Origin of the sequence: Arthrobacter sp. YN (assembly GCF_002224285.1) — a bacterium.
In the GTDB taxonomy this organism is placed as follows: Bacteria; Actinomycetota; Actinomycetes; order Actinomycetales; family Micrococcaceae; genus Arthrobacter.
Window position 1 is genome coordinate 4,180,401 of the sequence record NZ_CP022436.1, and the last position, 14,508, is coordinate 4,194,908.

General features: G+C 63.9%; 12 protein-coding genes. 5 read left to right on the forward strand and 7 right to left on the reverse strand.

Annotated features, from left to right (window positions below):
* Window positions 1–48: 48 nt before the first annotated feature.
* Together CGK93_RS19115 and CGK93_RS19120 are read right to left on the reverse strand one after the other, a co-directional pair.
* The gene (locus CGK93_RS19115; RefSeq protein WP_089596174.1) at window positions 49–360 is read right to left on the reverse strand and encodes a hypothetical protein; all 312 of its coding nucleotides are present in this window, start codon (window positions 358–360) and stop codon (window positions 49–51) included.
* 85 nt (window positions 361–445) lie between these two features.
* Window positions 446–760, reverse strand: a complete 315-nt coding sequence (locus CGK93_RS19120; RefSeq protein ID WP_089596175.1) for an MmcQ/YjbR family DNA-binding protein — start codon at window positions 758–760, stop codon at window positions 446–448.
* A 330-nt stretch (window positions 761–1,090) separates the two neighbouring features.
* On the opposite strand from CGK93_RS19120, the gene CGK93_RS19130 reads away from it, so the two are divergent.
* The 3 genes from CGK93_RS19130 to CGK93_RS19140 all read left to right on the forward strand — a co-directional run bounded on the left by CGK93_RS19130 (window position 1,091) and on the right by CGK93_RS19140 (window position 4,678).
* Window positions 1,091–1,678, forward strand: a complete 588-nt coding sequence (locus tag CGK93_RS19130) for a DinB family protein (RefSeq protein ID WP_089596177.1) — start codon at window positions 1,091–1,093, stop codon at window positions 1,676–1,678.
* Between the two features lie 197 nt (window positions 1,679–1,875).
* Window positions 1,876–2,376 carry a sensor histidine kinase gene (locus CGK93_RS19135; RefSeq protein WP_232481403.1) on the forward strand — a complete coding sequence of 167 codons (501 nt, stop codon included), beginning with the start codon at window positions 1,876–1,878 and terminating at the stop codon, window positions 2,374–2,376.
* Between the two features lie 106 nt (window positions 2,377–2,482).
* On the forward strand, window positions 2,483–4,678 hold the full coding sequence (locus CGK93_RS19140) for a transglycosylase domain-containing protein (protein ID WP_089596178.1): 2,196 nt from the start codon (window positions 2,483–2,485) through the stop codon (window positions 4,676–4,678).
* Here CGK93_RS19140 and CGK93_RS19145 read toward each other — a convergent pair.
* From CGK93_RS19145 to CGK93_RS19170, 5 genes are all read right to left on the reverse strand, one after another.
* Window positions 4,638–6,419, reverse strand: coding sequence for an FAD-dependent oxidoreductase (locus CGK93_RS19145; RefSeq protein WP_089596179.1), 1,782 nt, complete (start codon window positions 6,417–6,419; stop codon window positions 4,638–4,640). The two genes, CGK93_RS19140 and CGK93_RS19145, sit on opposite strands and share 41 nt — an antisense overlap.
* On the reverse strand, window positions 6,416–9,391 hold the full coding sequence (locus tag CGK93_RS19155; RefSeq protein ID WP_232481404.1) for an FAD-dependent oxidoreductase: 2,976 nt from the start codon (window positions 9,389–9,391) through the stop codon (window positions 6,416–6,418). Before CGK93_RS19155 ends, CGK93_RS19145 begins: the two co-directional genes overlap by 4 nt.
* Window positions 9,392–9,393: 2 nt before the next feature.
* Window positions 9,394–10,533 carry a Gfo/Idh/MocA family protein gene (locus tag CGK93_RS19160; RefSeq protein WP_089596180.1) on the reverse strand — a complete coding sequence of 380 codons (1,140 nt, stop codon included), beginning with the start codon at window positions 10,531–10,533 and terminating at the stop codon, window positions 9,394–9,396.
* 108 nt (window positions 10,534–10,641) lie between these two features.
* Window positions 10,642–12,030: an MFS transporter gene (locus CGK93_RS19165; RefSeq protein ID WP_089596181.1), complete on the reverse strand. Its 1,389-nt coding sequence runs from the start codon at window positions 12,028–12,030 to the stop codon at window positions 10,642–10,644.
* Between the two features lie 247 nt (window positions 12,031–12,277).
* Window positions 12,278–13,081, reverse strand: a complete 804-nt coding sequence (locus CGK93_RS19170) for an IclR family transcriptional regulator (protein ID WP_089596182.1) — start codon at window positions 13,079–13,081, stop codon at window positions 12,278–12,280.
* Window positions 13,082–13,172: 91 nt separating this feature from the next.
* Between CGK93_RS19170 and CGK93_RS19175 the strand changes: the two genes are divergently transcribed.
* A complete protein-coding gene (locus tag CGK93_RS19175) occupies window positions 13,173–14,069 on the forward strand; it encodes a LysR family transcriptional regulator (RefSeq protein ID WP_089596183.1) in 897 nt (298 codons plus the stop codon).
* A 112-nt stretch (window positions 14,070–14,181) separates the two neighbouring features.
* The gene (locus CGK93_RS19180) at window positions 14,182–14,502 is read left to right on the forward strand and encodes a YciI family protein (protein WP_089596184.1); all 321 of its coding nucleotides are present in this window, start codon (window positions 14,182–14,184) and stop codon (window positions 14,500–14,502) included.
* Window positions 14,503–14,508: the final 6 nt, after the last annotated feature.

The window sequence follows — 14,508 nt, forward strand, 5'->3', positions numbered from 1 at the left end:
GCCAGTTCGCCTGGAGCTTTCCGGCGATTTCGCGTTTCTGCGGCGAACTCAGCGCTCTGGGTGGCTTCCGCGGCGGCCTATGGCGAGTCCCGCCCAGAATGCGAGGACCAGCAGGCCAACGCCTGCCACGGCCAATCCGAGCTGGGTCCCTTTACTCACGAAGGAGCCGTTGTCCCCCACGAACACCTCGTTGCTGAGTGGCGCGTAGGCAAACCAGCCGACGTTCGTTTCCAAGTTGCTCCACGCCACCACTACCCCGGCGATCACCGCGATCAGTCCCAGCAAAGGCACGACGACGGCAGCCAGTCTGCGTGCAGGCTGCGGCGTGTTCTGTTCCCCGGATATGTTGCGTTCCCCCATGCCGCCGAGTCTAACCTGCGCGTCCGCACCCAACTGGGTAACAGCACATGTTCTACTGAGCGCTCAATGGGACGTTTGCTGTTACTCAGTTGGGTTTGCCTGGGCCGCCGGCGATTCGGTACGACTCCTGCAGCAGCTCATCCAACTCGTCCGTGCCGATTCGCTCGAGCCTGATCAGCATGAGTTGCGGGGATTGGTCGTGATGTGGGGTCCAGAAGAAGGTGTCAGGTTCCATGGCTGCGAGCGCTTCGCGTTCATCGGTTTTGACGGTGCCCACGCCTTCTTCCCAGATGCGGGCCATGAGCGTCTTGGCGAACCATGCGGGCTGTCCCCAACTGGGACGCTCACTTACACCGGGCATGCCCAGGCAGATGCGCCGGATATCGTCTTCTGTGGCCATGGTTCACTGTGGCATTTGTTCTTGTGCCACGACAAGGGCGTCCGCTATTTGCCCATGCCAAAAGTCAGGCCCTCCTGGGTCATCGACAAAGCACAAGGTAGCACCGGCGTCGTAGCTGTCGGCTGCCCTGCCAAGTCGCGGGAAACGTGCACGGCTCCCGGGAAGGCTGCCACATCGCCGGAACGTTCCGGCGATCCGGCACGGTTCCCACCAACTCGGTGAAGCTCGAGGTGAAGCTCGAGGTGAAGCCCGAGGTGAAGCTCGATCCCCGTCGAGCCCGAGCCCGCGGCCCCTGCCCCAGCGCGAAGGGCCTTGGGTAGAGTGCTCCCCATGGATGACAAAGCGATGTTGCTCGGCTATTTGCGGCTCCGGAGGGCGGACTTGCTCGGCAAGGTGGAGAACCTCAGCGAGTACGACGCCAGGCGGCCCTTGACCCCTACCGGCACCAACTTGCTGGGCTTGGTGAAGCACGTGGCCAGCGTGGAGCTGGACTACTTCGGGGTGACATTCGGGCGGCCCAGCGGCAAGGAGATGCCGTGGCTGGCGGAGGACGCCGAACCGGATTCCGATATGTGGGTCCCTGCAACTGAGAGCCGGGAAGAGATCCTGGAACTGCACCATTTTTCCGCGAAGCACAGCGACGAAACCATTGAGTCCCTTCCCTTGGATGCGCCGGGCGTTGTGCCATGGTGGTCTGAGGAGAAGAAGAACGTCACGCTCCACCAGATCCTGGTCCATATGTGCGTGGAAACCGCCAGGCATGCGGGACACGCAGACATCATTCGCGAGCTCATCGACGGCTCCGCGGGTCAGAGGCCTGGGGATCCCAACATCCCGAGCCGCAACTCCGAGGAATGGGCAGCCCACCGGTACCGCATCGAGGAAGCAGCCAGGGAGGCCAATCGTCGCCACTTCTGAACCTTCAGAGCCCACGCATATGTTGGGCAAACCTCCCGCGTAGCCTCGCTCCGTAGAAATGGCGGCCGCCACCGCAAGCCTCCCCCACAAACTTGATGCGAACTTGAGCCAAACGAAAAGGTTCCTTGATATAGCGGCGCCACGCTGGAATCAGTCGGAACACCAATACCGAGGGGTTTCGGCAACGAATCTCAAGTATGAAAGACATCGATGTGGGGGACGCAATGGAGCAGTCATCATCACTCAGCGAGGTAGTTGCCGTCAAAGGCATCATCCAGGACCAACACCCCGTGGATTTCTACGCGCTGGGCGTCGCTGGATGCATCGACCGGCTCGCCGCGCCGCTCCGCCGCACCGGCGTCACCGTGCACTGGCACACCCCGCATCACGGCATCGAGATCTCGTCGAAGGCCGCCGCCCTCCTCTATCACGTGGCGCAGGAGACCTTCAGCAACACCCTCAATTACGCCGATGCCAGCCAGCTCACCGTCCGCCTCAACGCCGTCTACCACGGCATCCAGCTGACCATCACGGACGACGGCGCCGGTTTTGAAATCCACGCCTCGCCCAGCGGCCGGCGGCACGGTTTCGGCCTGCTGCTGATGTCCATCGCAGTGCACGACGCCGGCGGGACAGTAGACATCGACTCTGCACTTGGGCGGGGCACCAGTGTGAGGGTCACGCTGCCGTTGGATTGAGTCCGATTTGGGACCTTATTTGGGCTCCCAGCCATTTCCCAACCGCGTTGCCGGACGTATTCTGTAGCTACTTTTCAGCCTGACATCCCGACGGAATGGCACGAAAATGGCGCGCAACAAGGGTCCAAAGCTCGGTTTCGGCAAGGTCCTCCTGAGGGTCTTCGGGTACTTCCTGGTGAGTATCCTCTGCGGCGTGTTGATCTCCGGGCTGGTGGTCCCGGTGGTGGCGTTCACCAGCACCACCGTGGGCGGGTCGATCGGGTTCTATGAGGACCTGCCGAGCGAACTGAACGTCGATTCCCCCTCCCTTTCCAGCACCGTGGTCTCCGCAGACGGCCAACACATCGCCACGTTCTACGCAGAAAACCGGGTCAAAGTTCCCTTGGAGGAGATGTCACCGTTTATCCGGGAAGCCATCGTGGCGATCGAAGACAGCCGCTTTTACGATCACGCCGGCGTAGACGCGCAGGGCATCATCCGGGCGTTGAGCTCCAACCTGACCAAAGGCACACGGCAAGGGGCATCCACGCTGACGCAGCAATATGTCACCAACGTGCTCAACGAGTCGCGGCTGTCCGAGGGGCGTCCTGAGGACGTGGTGCTCAGCGGCCAGAAAACCATGGGAGACAAACTCCGCGAGGTCAAACTCGCCCTCGAGTTGGAGAAGCGGTTCAACAAGGAACAGATCCTTGAGGGATACCTGAACATCGTGTTCTTCAACCGGGACGCCTACGGCATTGAAGCCGCATCACGATACTTCTTCAGCACCTCCGCGAAGGACCTGACCCTGCCACAGGCCGCGGTCCTTGCCGGACTGGTCAACGGGCCCAGCATTTACGACCCCATCGTGGACCCGGATGCGGCGTTGAGCCGGCGCAACCTCGTCCTGGACCGGATGCTGGAACAGGGCATGATCACGGCAGTAGACCACGGCGTGGCAGTGGCAACACCCATAGAGCTGAACATCACGCCTTCCCGGCAGGGGTGCGCGGGGGCAGCTATAGCCACCTACTTCTGTGACTATGTCTCCCACCTGATCCTCAACGACGAGACCTATGGTTCCACCGTCAACGAGCGCGAGCGATTGCTCTACCGGGGTGGCCTCACCATCACCACCACCTTGGACAGCAGGCTCCAAGCCGTTGCCCAGGCCCAAGTGGACGCCTCTGCCGGGGACAACCCGGACAAATGGGGCGCGGCCATGACCACGGTGCAACCCGGCACCGGCAAGATCCTGGCCATGGCGCAGAACACGGTCTTCGTGCCACAGGAAGGAAAATACGATACCCAGCTGAACTTCAACGTGGACGCCAAGGACGAGAACGGCTACGACCTCAACGGTGCCGGTGGTTTCCAGCCGGGATCCACCATGAAACCGTTCATCTACGCCGAGTGGCTCAACCAAGGCAAGCACCCCACGGCCGTGGTTGACGCCTCACGCAGGGTCTACCCCGTGGGGTTCCCGTGGCGTTCCAGTTGCGGAAGGGTGTTGGGCGGCTACAGCTCCGCCCAGAAGGCACAGAATCTGGGCGCCGACGACGACCTGCAAAACAACGATGTGGGCTACTACCGCGCCATGCCTATCAACTACGGCCTCTACAACTCCATCAACACCGCAACGTTCGCCACGGCAGCGCAATTGGACTTCTGCGGCATCCAGAAAATGGTGGACACCGTGGGTTTGCACAGCGGCCTCGACAACGCTCCGGTGAACATGCACCAGATCGGCAACCTCCTTGGCTCCATCGGCGTGGCGCCCCTGGTCCTGGCGAGCGCCTACGCAACCTTCGCCAACGACGGCACCTACTGCGCCCCCATCGCGATTACTGGGATCAGCGACGCCCAGGGCCGGCAGTTCGAAGCCCAAACACCCCAATGCCGGGAGGCCGTGAAACCGTCGGTGGCCCGTGGCGTCAACGCCGTCCTGCAGGATGTCCTCAAGATGGGCTCCGGCGTATGGATCGAGCCCAAGGTCCACACCAAGGTTCCCGTAGCTGCCAAGACCGGCACGTCCAACAACAACGGAGCCACGTGGGTGGCCGGCTACACCACCTCTCTTGCCACGGCGTCGTTCTTTGGGGATACGACGGCGGGACAGCAGCGAGCCGGGCAGAACGTCACCATCAACGGAAAGTTCTACAAATCCCTTGACGGTTACATGATCGCCGGACCGCAGTGGGCAAACTACATGGTGGAAGCCACGGCCCTCTACCCGAGCGGGCCCTTCGCGGCACCTGCTCCCCCGCCGGCGCCGGCACCTGTCACCACTGTGCCCGCGGTTCCGCGGCTGACGGGACGGTAGCGCGCGTACCGTCGTCCTCGTAGCTGTCCGCACCGGCGAGGTGACGGCCCGCGATGTACCCGAACGTCAGCGCCGGGCCAAGGTTGATGCCGCCCGCGGGGTAGTGCCCGCCCATGACGTTGGCTTGGTCGTTGCCGGCGACGTACAGGCCCTCGATGGGGACGCCGTCGTCATTGAGCGCCCGTGACAGCCCATCCGTGTCGACCCCCGCAAAGGTGCCGAAGCTGCCCGGCACCACCCTCACCGCGTAGAACGGCCCCTTCCCGAGGGCCCCCAGTGACGGGTTCGGCCGGTTGGTGGGATCACCGCTGTAGCGGTTGAAGGCCGTCCCGCCGCGTCCGAAATCGGGGTCGACGCCGTCGCGGGCGTTGGCGTTGAACCTCGCCACGGTGCGGCGCAACTCGGCGGGGTCGATACCGCACTTCGTAGCAAGTTCTTCCAGCGTCCGGCCCTTGATGAGGTACCCGGAACGCAGATAAGGGAACAACGGGACGGGCAGCGGTTTGGCCATTCCCAGCGGGAATTTCCGCACGAACCGACTGTCCGCGATCTGCCACGACTCCACGGTCTCCCCTTCCGGCGTCGCCGCGATGAGCGCCTCAACATAGTCGTAGTAGCCGTTGGCCTCGTTCACGAACCGCTTCCCGTCCGAGCGGACCCCGATGCTGCCGGGCTTGGCCCGGTCCATGATGTGTGGGAACACGCCGGTCCGGCCGTTGCGATACGCCACCAGCGATACCGGGCACCACGCAGCCGGCGACTTCACGTCGGTCCTGAAACGGGCTCCCACTGACTCAGCCAGGTTGATGCCGTCACCGGCGGTCTCGCGCGGGGAAAGCGTCCAGTGCTCCCGGCCCGTGGGCGTCTTGGGAAACAGCTCCTTGCGACGCTGAACATCGTTGGGGAAACCGCCGGTGGCCAGCACGACGCCGCGGCCGGCGTTGATCTGCAGCTCGCCTTCCGGGGAACGCACGACGGCGCCGGTCACCTTGCCGTTGTCGTCGCGGAGTAACGCTGTGGCAGGGGTGGAGACGCGGAGGTCGACGCCCAGATCATCTGCGGACTTCATGAGCCTGCCGGTGAGCGCTGTGCCGTTGACCAGCTGCATGTTGCGGCGGTGGGTCAGCAGGTCAAGGAGGTGGAAGCCGAAACGCCACCCCGCGTGGAAGATCCCTTTGAGGTTTCCTTGTGATGCTGAGAGGAACTTGCTGAGGTCCGGCCCTGCCATGATGCCCATGCCGAGGAAGGACGTCTCGTACAGCTGATGACGCATCTTGGCGCGAAGGGCCGGCTTGATGCTGCGGGCATTAAGGGGTTTGGGCCCTACAGAGCGGTTGCCTTTGCCAGCGCCTGGGAGCTTGCCGTAAATGTCGTTGATCTTGCTGCCCGGAACGAACTGCAGGGACGTCTTTTCCTGGAAGAAACCCACCATGTGCGGGGCAGCCTCAAGGAAGGCCTCCACGTTCCGCTCCCGGTAGTCGTCGCCGAGGACGGCGCGGAGGTAAGTCCGGAATGTCTCCTTGTCTTCGTTGACGCCCTCGGCTTTCGCCAGTGGGTTACCCGGGGCCCACGCCCAGCCGCCGGACCACGAGGTTGCGCCGCCGCAGACACTGGATTTCTCCACGACGATGACTTTCAGTCCGTGATAGGCCGCTGTCACTGCCGCAGCGAGACCTCCGGCTCCTGAGCCGATGACGAGGACATCGCAGTCAAGGGTGGGAACGGACGGGGTGCTGTTCATGTGGTGCTCCAAGTAAATGCGGGGGTGTTGAGGACTGAGTCGGCTGCGGCCTTCAGCTGCTTGGCCCAAGCGAGTTCGCCTATGGCGGCCACTCTGCTTCCGGAAGGGGTTTCGACGCTGACGGGGATGTCGGCGGGAAACGACGCGAGCATGGCTGGAAGGTCGAATTCGCCTTCCCCCGGCACACCCCGTTCCGAGCGGGACTCAAGGATCAGCCCTTCCTTGCTGCGCGGCGGAATGGCCGGACCGTCACAGAGTTGGATCATGGGGACCAGGTCGGCGGCGCCTTCGAGTTGGGCCAACGTGCCGCCGAAGCGGTTGACGTGGAGTGCATCCACCACGATTTTGCAGTCTGCCCGGTCCGCGAGCTCCACAGCCTGCGGGATGGATCGGACGGTCTGATACGCGATGGGTTCCAGCGTGGGGATGATCCCGTACGCTTTGCCGTCCTGCGTCATCTGCGCGAGGTGATCCCCGAAACGGTCCCGGTCCGGATCCGCGCAAGCAACAGTCAGCGTGGATGCTCCCAGGGCTTGACCCGCTTCCATCATCCGCAGCCAGGCTTCGCGTTGATCGGCGCCATTCTGCAGGCCGGTTCCGTCCAGAAGCAGGAACTCGATGTCTTCAACGGTGATTCCCGTGTCGGCCATTCGAGCCAGGGTTTCGCGAAGCATGGGCGAGCCAGGCTGGAGGTTGTACAGGCGCTCAGTGGGTGTCACTGGACGCACGCGTGCGCCGATGAAGTCGAAACCGGCCTCAGCGGCGATGGTCACCAGGTCCGGGGGTGCGGTGCCCACGAGGGAGAGCTGCGCAAGTCCGAGCCGACGCAGTGGCGTGCCGAGGGGTGGAATGGCAACAGGCTTGGAGGCACTGGGAGCAGCGGGATCGCCGGTCCGCTGCGAGATCGCCGGAAGGCTACGGCGAACTGGCACGTTTCCAGCGAGCTCGGCACCATCAATATCAGCACGGGCAACCAAAGCAGCAGCAATCCGCTGAGCGGCGTCGTACCCGCTCTTGACCGCGTTGGACACAATGGCCGCTGCAGTATCGACGACGGTTCCGGCCAATGCGACGGGAATGGACGCTGACCGGCTGAGCTCCGCTTCCCGTTGCTCCACGGTGAGCGGTCCGCCCAACGGCAGCACGGAGCGGGAAACAAGCAACTCCCCCGGGGCGTCGATCCACTGGTCGCCCCTGCCGGAACGGCTGATGCGTACCCGGCCGCCATCGAACTCCTCGATGGTGCTGGACAGGAAAATCCGCACACGCGGGTTGGCCTCAAGGCGCGGCACGGCCAGGATCTTGGCGCGACGTCCGGACTCCGGCGCCAGCGCTTCCTGGGGTCCGATGATCAGCACAGCGGTCCCCTGCGAAGCGAGGGTGTCGGCCACGCTCATGGACACGGAATCAGCGCCCCAAATGGTCACGGCCTCCGGTGGCCGCGAACCGCCGTCGAGAATCTCCGGGTGCGCCGCGAGCCAGTCCCGGATATCGCTAACACGCGGTAAATCACTGCCGATGAACCCAGCCGCCGGCCGACCACCACCAGAAGCGATGACAACCGCGTCGGCGCCGAAATTGCGGGCCAACTTACCGGCGTCGGACGTGTCAGCGTGGGTACCCAAGCGGACGTCCACGCTGAGGCGCTCGTTCTCCGAGGCTGACCAGTCGGCAAATCGGTGGAAGTCGGGCGTGGACCTCATGCGCTCGGCGAGGGCGAACTGCCCGCCCGGCCGCGCGCCGTCGTCAACCAACGTCACCTGAGCTCCCGCTTCGGCGAGCTCGCGGGCAGCGGTGAGCCCGGCGGGTCCGGCACCCACCACCAGCACGCGCGAGGTTGGGCGGACGGCCGGCGTTGGAACGGGTACACGCGAACGCCCAACGGCAGGGTTGACCGTGCAGGTGACTTGGCCGAGCCCCAGGTTGTCGATGCAGACGTTGCACGCGATGCACGGCCGGTAGCGTTCACCGCGCAGCACGCCGCCCACAAAAGCAGGATCCGCATGAATGGCGCGAGCCAGGCTCACGAAATCGCAGGTCCCGTTGGAGAGGACTTCGTCAATGATCTCCGGGCTGTTGAGCCGTCCGGCCATGCCCAAAGGGAGACCGAACTGACGGTAGGCCTGGGCGTAGTCGGACAAGATTCCGGGCTTCCACTCCCCTGACTGCACAATCCATTCGCCGGCGTCGTAGCTGCCCGCGGATAGGTCCAGGAAGTCGAGCTTGTCCAGATGGGCTTTTCTGATGATGGCCACTTGCTGTTCGGCGCTGATGCCGTCGGCCGGACCTTCCACCACGGAGACGCGCATGCCCACGATCGTGTCCGGCACCGCCTCGCGCACGGCATCGATGACCAGGTTCATGAAGAACTCCGGCGCCGCGAACTCATCCGTGCGGTGGTTGGAAATGGGCGACATGAACTGGTGGATCAGGTAACCGTGGGCGCCGTGGAGGTTGATGACGTCGAACCCTGCAGCCACTGCGCGCTTCGCCGCAGCAGCGTAGGCGGCCACGAGTTCGTAGCACTCAGCTGCGGTGAGTTCCCGCGGAACCTCGCCACCCGCCGTCGGGCACGGAACCGGCGACGGCGCGAGGTTCTTGAACCCGGACACCGAGGACTGCGCGGTGCGGCCGCCGTGGTTAAGTTCGACGGCGGCCAGCGCACCTTCGGCGTGCAGGGCGTCGGTGAGGCGGCGGAGCCCGGGGATCATGTGGTCCGTGTGCAGGCCGAGTTGGTGCGTGCGGCCCTTGCCGTCGGCGCGGACAAACGTCGCTTCGGTGGTCACCAGGCCCAGGCCGGCCTTGGCTCGGGTTACGAGGTAGTCAATGTATTGCTCGGTGATGTGCCCATCCGTGGTGCCGTAATTGCGTTCCATGGGGGCCGACGCGAGGCGGTTGCGTAGTGTCGTAGGGGTGCGGCCGTTGCGGCCCAGGGTCAGTGGCATTCCCGCTGCGGGCGTGGTGGAAACCATGGTCAGCGAGCCACCTTTTCACGGCCGCGCAGCTCTGGAATGGCTGCGTGGGTGGGCTGTACTGCGGCGAAGCGGACGGGTTGGCCGGTGCGTGAGGACTCGTAGACTGCCAGCAGGATCCGCAAGGATTTCAGCGCGTCTTTTCCCGTGATGGCCGGTTCGGTGCCGGTTTCCAGCGCCTGCACGAAGTCCTTCACCTGCAGTTTGTGGAACGGGATCAGCTGGCCGTTGATGACGGACAGGTCAACGTTCGGTTCGACGCCTTCAGGATGGACAGGCTCGACGACGATTCGCTCACCCACCGCCCACAGGTCCAGTCGGCCATCGCTGCCTTCCGGGAATTCCGTCAGGGATGCCGAGGCGCCCGTTTCGCCGGTAATGCGGAGCTGGATTCCAAGGTTGGGCGATACCGCGGTGGAGGCCTCCAGCGTTGCCATGGCTCCGGAGGTGAAGGTGATCACTGCCGTCGCGGAGTCTTCTACCTCTATGTAGTCGCCGTGGCGGTAGGTGTTGACCTTGCCATAAACCTCGGCCACGTCCCCCAGGTACCACTGCAGGAGGTCGACTTGGTGGACGGCCTGGGACATCAGCACTCCGCCGCCATCGTTCTCCCACGTGCCACGCCAAGCGTCGCGGTTGTAGTAGTCCGGGTCGCGGTGCAGCATGACCGAGCACTGGGCCATGATCGCCCGGCCCAGGGTGCCGTCGTCGATCGCGGTGCGGATCTTCTGCGACGCCGGCCAGAAGCGGCGCTGGAAAAGGACCCCCAGCTCAACTCCGGCGTCTTCGCAGGCTGCCACCATGCGCTCGGCGGACTCCAATTTGGTAGCGATGGGTTTCTCGCAGAGAACGTTGACCCCGGCTGCTGCTGCCCTCAGCACCACGTCCTCGTGGGTGGGGTGCGGCGTGCAGACGGAAACGATGTCCAGGTCCAAGGCGAGGAGCTCGTCAACACTGGTGACCGCATGCGGGATTCCCCAGCTCTTCGCTGTTGCCGAGGCCCGGCGCGGATCCACATCGCAGACGCCGACGATCCTGACGTTGTCCAGGGCACTGAATGCTTCCAGATGGTTGCGGGAAATGGCGCCGCAACCCGCGATTCCAACACGGAAGATGCGGGGTGCGGTTGCTGACGAAGTCATCGGGTAATCCAACTTTCGGGGCAAATGAGTCGTTTGCTGTGGTTCTGACGTGGACGGGCCGGTGCCGGGCGGCTGGGAGCTGCCGCCCGGCGTCGTGCGTTGTGATTGCTACTTGACGGAACTCCGCGGTTTGCCGAGGTCCTCCAGCGGAACGTTGTAGGTTTCCCGGGCCGTCATGATGGCGATGGCCGAAGCCACCAGGCACAGGATGGTGAAGCCCGCTACAGGCCACCAACCGTTCGGTCCGGGCTGGGCCAAGAGGGTTGCGATGGCCGGTGCGAAGCCAGCCAGGATCAAGCCGATCTGGCTGCCGATCGCCATGCCGGAGTAGCGGACCGCTGCGGGGAACATCTCTGGGAAGAACACCGTCCACACGCCGTTCCAGCAGGAGTAGAAGACCGTCATGTTCAGGAAACCGAACAGGAAAATCAGAGCTATGTTCTGCTCGCTGATGGCCCAGAAATAGCCGATGGTGGTCAGCGCGCAGCCAACCGCACCCACCAGGAGGACCTTCTTGCGGCCAATGCGGTCCGAGATCATGGCCGAGATGGGGATGGTCACCATGGACAGGCCGATGGTCACGGCGTTCACGGTGAGCATGAGGGTGCGGTCGATCCCCACGGCGGGGCCGGTGGCGTAGGCCAATGCATAGACGGTGAAGGTGGTCTGCATGACGGAGAACAGCATCACCACACCAACGCGCAGGACGTCGCGCCACTGGGTTTTCATGACCGCGACGGCGGGAATCGCCTTGGGCTTGTCATGCTCCACGATTTCCTCGAACACCGGGGGCTCATCCAAACGGGTCCGGATCCAGTACGCCACCGCAAGGACTACTACCGAAAGCCAGAACGGCACGCGCCAGCCCCAGCTGAGCAGATGCTCTTCGGGCAGGGCGGCCAACGGGATGAAAACGACCGTGGACAGCACCATTCCAGAGGCGTATCCGGTCATCACGAAGCTGGTGAAGAACGCGCGGCGGCCTTCGGGTGAGTGCTCCATGGTGAGGGTCGAGGCACCTGCGGCTTCAGCACCGGCAGAGAAGCCCTGGGCCAGCCGGCCCACCAGCAACAACGCCGTTGCCCAGTAGCCGATCTGTCCATACGTGGGCAGGAATCCGATGCCGATGGAGGCGACGCCCATGATCACCAGCGTGACCATCAGCGCCTGCTTCCGGCCGATCTTGTCACCGTAGTGGCTCATCACCAAGCCACCGAGTGGCCGGGCAAGGTAGCCCACGCCGAACGTCGCCATGGCTCCGAGCAATGCCACTACGGGGTCGCCGCCGGGGAAGAAGATCTTGGGGAAGATCAGGGCGGCGGCAGTGCCGTAGATGAAGAAGTCGTAGTACTCCAGGGTGGATCCAAGGAAGGAGGCGAGTGCCGCCTTCTTGGGCATTTTGACGTGTTCAACCGGCTCTGTTCCAACCGGTTCTGTTCCAAGCGGCGAGGCCGCATTGTTGGCGTCCGAGGGCGAGTGCTGCTGCACGTGTCCCATACTGTCTCCTCATTGAGTGCCGCGGGAAGTGGCACCGCCATGGTGCCTTGCCCGGCAAAGAATTGGACGAGGCACAAACCGCCGGCTGCTGCTTTGTTGTGCAGCCCGCCCGGTGGCCGTTGATAACGACTCCCGTAGCTGTGCTCCAGATCACAGGCGATTGTTCCTCTGGAATCGACTGTAGGACCCAGGTCACACGCAGCGGCGCAACTTCCCGTTGAACGGGACAGGTCTCTTTTCTGACTCGTCAGGGCTCCGGGTGGGACAACCACGGACGGGAGCCATAAGGCCGGCGTTCAGCGCCCATGGTCCGGGACAAGCCGCGGCCTGCGGCCACCAGGACCGGGAGTATCAGCCCGGCGTCTTCGTCCACGGAAGGGACGACGACGGAAATGGCACCTATGACGGCTTGGCCCTGGCCAAACACCGGCACGGAATAGGCCGTGTTCTCCTCCACCAGAACACCCACCAAACGGGCATAGCCACGCTCGCGGATCTGGGCGAGGTGGCTCCTGATCCTCGCAGGGTCCACCTCCGTTGCCTGCGTGGTCTTCTCCAGCTTTCCTGCCAGGAAACGGTCCTGAACCCAGCCCGGCATGTGCGCCATCATGGCCATTCCCGACGACGTGGTGTGGATGTCCAGACGGCCGGCAACCTCCGCCAGGTTCATGACCGTTCCATGCCGGTCCAGGCGTTCGAGGTAAAGAACACTGTTGGTTTCCACGTCCGGAATGGACAGGGCCACGTGTTCCCGCACGGCCGCGTGGACACCTTCCAGGAACGGCAAGCCGCGACGCCGGAATTCCTCCAAGGGATTACTGCGGGAGGCCAGTTCCCACATCTTCATTCCGACACTGAACTCGCCGGCCGCGTTACGCTCCAGGAGTCCGTTGGCCGCCAAATCCATAGCCAGGCGATGCACCGTGCTGCGGGACATTCCGGTGAGCCGGACCATGTCCTTCAAGGGAAGCCACGGCTGGCCTTTGGAAAACGCATCCATGATCTTCACGACGCGTTCGATCACGGACTCCCCCGACGCCGAGTTGGCCATGATGCCTCCGTAGTGCTTTTCCGGTCGGCTGCATCGCGGACCTCAAACCCAATATAGCCTTGCACTGAAGCGCGAGAATCCGGGAGGCAACGTGGAACTGCGGCAAATTGAGGCCTTCCTGGCAGTAGCCGAGGAATTGCACTTCGGCAGGGCGGCTGAGCGGCTTCGCATGGCCCAGTCGCCGTTGAGCCAAACCATCAAAAAGCTCGAAAAGAGCTTGGGCGCACCGCTCTTTGAACGCAACACCCGGTCCGTCACACTGACCCCGGCCGGGCATTCCCTGTTGCCGCACGCCCGTAGGATCCTGGACGAAGTGGACCTGGCACGAAGGGCTGTCAGCGCCGGATCGGGGACCATCTATGGCAAGCTCGCCATCGGCTTCTCCGGTGCCTTGAACCACGCCACGCTCCCTCCGCTGACGCGGGCCCTGCGCCAGCACTACCCGCAACTCGACGTCACACTTCATGGAGGCTTGCTGACCCAGGAAGCACTTCACCAGCTGGGCAACGGTGCACTGGATCTGGCCTTCATCGGCCTTCCCATCGACGCTCCGTCGCTGGCCACCCGGCGTATTGCCACTGAGCGGCTGGGGGTCACCCTGCCGGCAGACCACCCCCTGGCCGGACAGGCCTCCGTCGAAGTGGCCGAGCTGGCCGGTGATCCGTTCATCACCATGCCAGCCGCCCAAGGGTCCACGCTGCGTGAGGTCACCTTCGCGGCGTGTGCTGCCGCCGGGTTCCGCCCCAGGATCAGCCAGGAGGTCTCCGACCCCTACACGGCGCTGTCCTTGGTGGCCGGTGGCGTGGGCATCAGCCTGATGCCTGAGTCCATTGAGGGGATCATGCCGGCGGGCATCGTCTTCCTGCCGCTTCAAGGCGACGACGTCCTCCTATTTTCCGGACTCGCCTGGAACCCGGGCGCCATGTCGCCGGCCGTCCGGGCAGCACTACAGGTGGCCGAGGAAGTGCTGCCAACCCCCGCAGACTAGCCGACTATGTAGTTTCTGCACATGGTGAGAGATCAACTAAGTATTGGACAAGGCCTAATGCGTTGCCCAGCATTGAGGAAAGCCCCACCCACTCAATGAAGAGGACAACCTCATGGCCACGTTTGCCGTTACATACGCCTACTCCGACTCGACGTCCGCCGGCCGGGATACAGTCCGGCCCGCTCACGTGGAGTTCCTCAAAGCCCAGTTCGACGGCGGTCGCCTCCTCAGGAGCGGCCCTTTCGGTCCGGAGGAATCACCAGGCGCTCTGCTGATCATCGCCGGTGACAGCAAAACCGACGTCGAAGCCCTCATGGACCAGGACCCGTTCCACCAGGCAGGGCTCATTGAGGAACGGACCGTGCGGCAGTGGAACATCTTCTTCGGCGCTGAGGCTGCGCAGCCGGCAGCCACGCCCGCCGCGCAGAACTGAGGTCAA

What these genes read in the sequence shown, in the direction of transcription:
- CGK93_RS19140 (WP_089596178.1), top strand. Translation starts at nt 2,483, where the DNA reads ATGGCGCGCAACAAGGGTCCAAAGCTCGGTTTCGGCAAGGTCCTCCTG.
- CGK93_RS19120 (WP_089596175.1), bottom strand. Translation starts at nt 760, where the DNA reads ATGGCCACAGAAGACGATATCCGGCGCATCTGCCTGGGCATGCCCGGT.
- CGK93_RS19165 (WP_089596181.1), bottom strand. Translation starts at nt 12,030, where the DNA reads ATGGGACACGTGCAGCAGCACTCGCCCTCGGACGCCAACAATGCGGCC.
- CGK93_RS19160 (WP_089596180.1), bottom strand. Translation starts at nt 10,533, where the DNA reads ATGACTTCGTCAGCAACCGCACCCCGCATCTTCCGTGTTGGAATCGCG.
- CGK93_RS19130 (WP_089596177.1), top strand. Translation starts at nt 1,091, where the DNA reads ATGGATGACAAAGCGATGTTGCTCGGCTATTTGCGGCTCCGGAGGGCG.
- CGK93_RS19170 (WP_089596182.1), bottom strand. Translation starts at nt 13,081, where the DNA reads ATGGCCAACTCGGCGTCGGGGGAGTCCGTGATCGAACGCGTCGTGAAG.
- CGK93_RS19145 (WP_089596179.1), bottom strand. Translation starts at nt 6,419, where the DNA reads ATGAACAGCACCCCGTCCGTTCCCACCCTTGACTGCGATGTCCTCGTC.
- CGK93_RS19115 (WP_089596174.1), bottom strand. Translation starts at nt 360, where the DNA reads ATGGGGGAACGCAACATATCCGGGGAACAGAACACGCCGCAGCCTGCA.
- CGK93_RS19155 (WP_232481404.1), bottom strand. Translation starts at nt 9,391, where the DNA reads ATGGTTTCCACCACGCCCGCAGCGGGAATGCCACTGACCCTGGGCCGC.
- CGK93_RS19135 (WP_232481403.1), top strand. Translation starts at nt 1,876, where the DNA reads ATGAAAGACATCGATGTGGGGGACGCAATGGAGCAGTCATCATCACTC.
- CGK93_RS19180 (WP_089596184.1), top strand. Translation starts at nt 14,182, where the DNA reads ATGGCCACGTTTGCCGTTACATACGCCTACTCCGACTCGACGTCCGCC.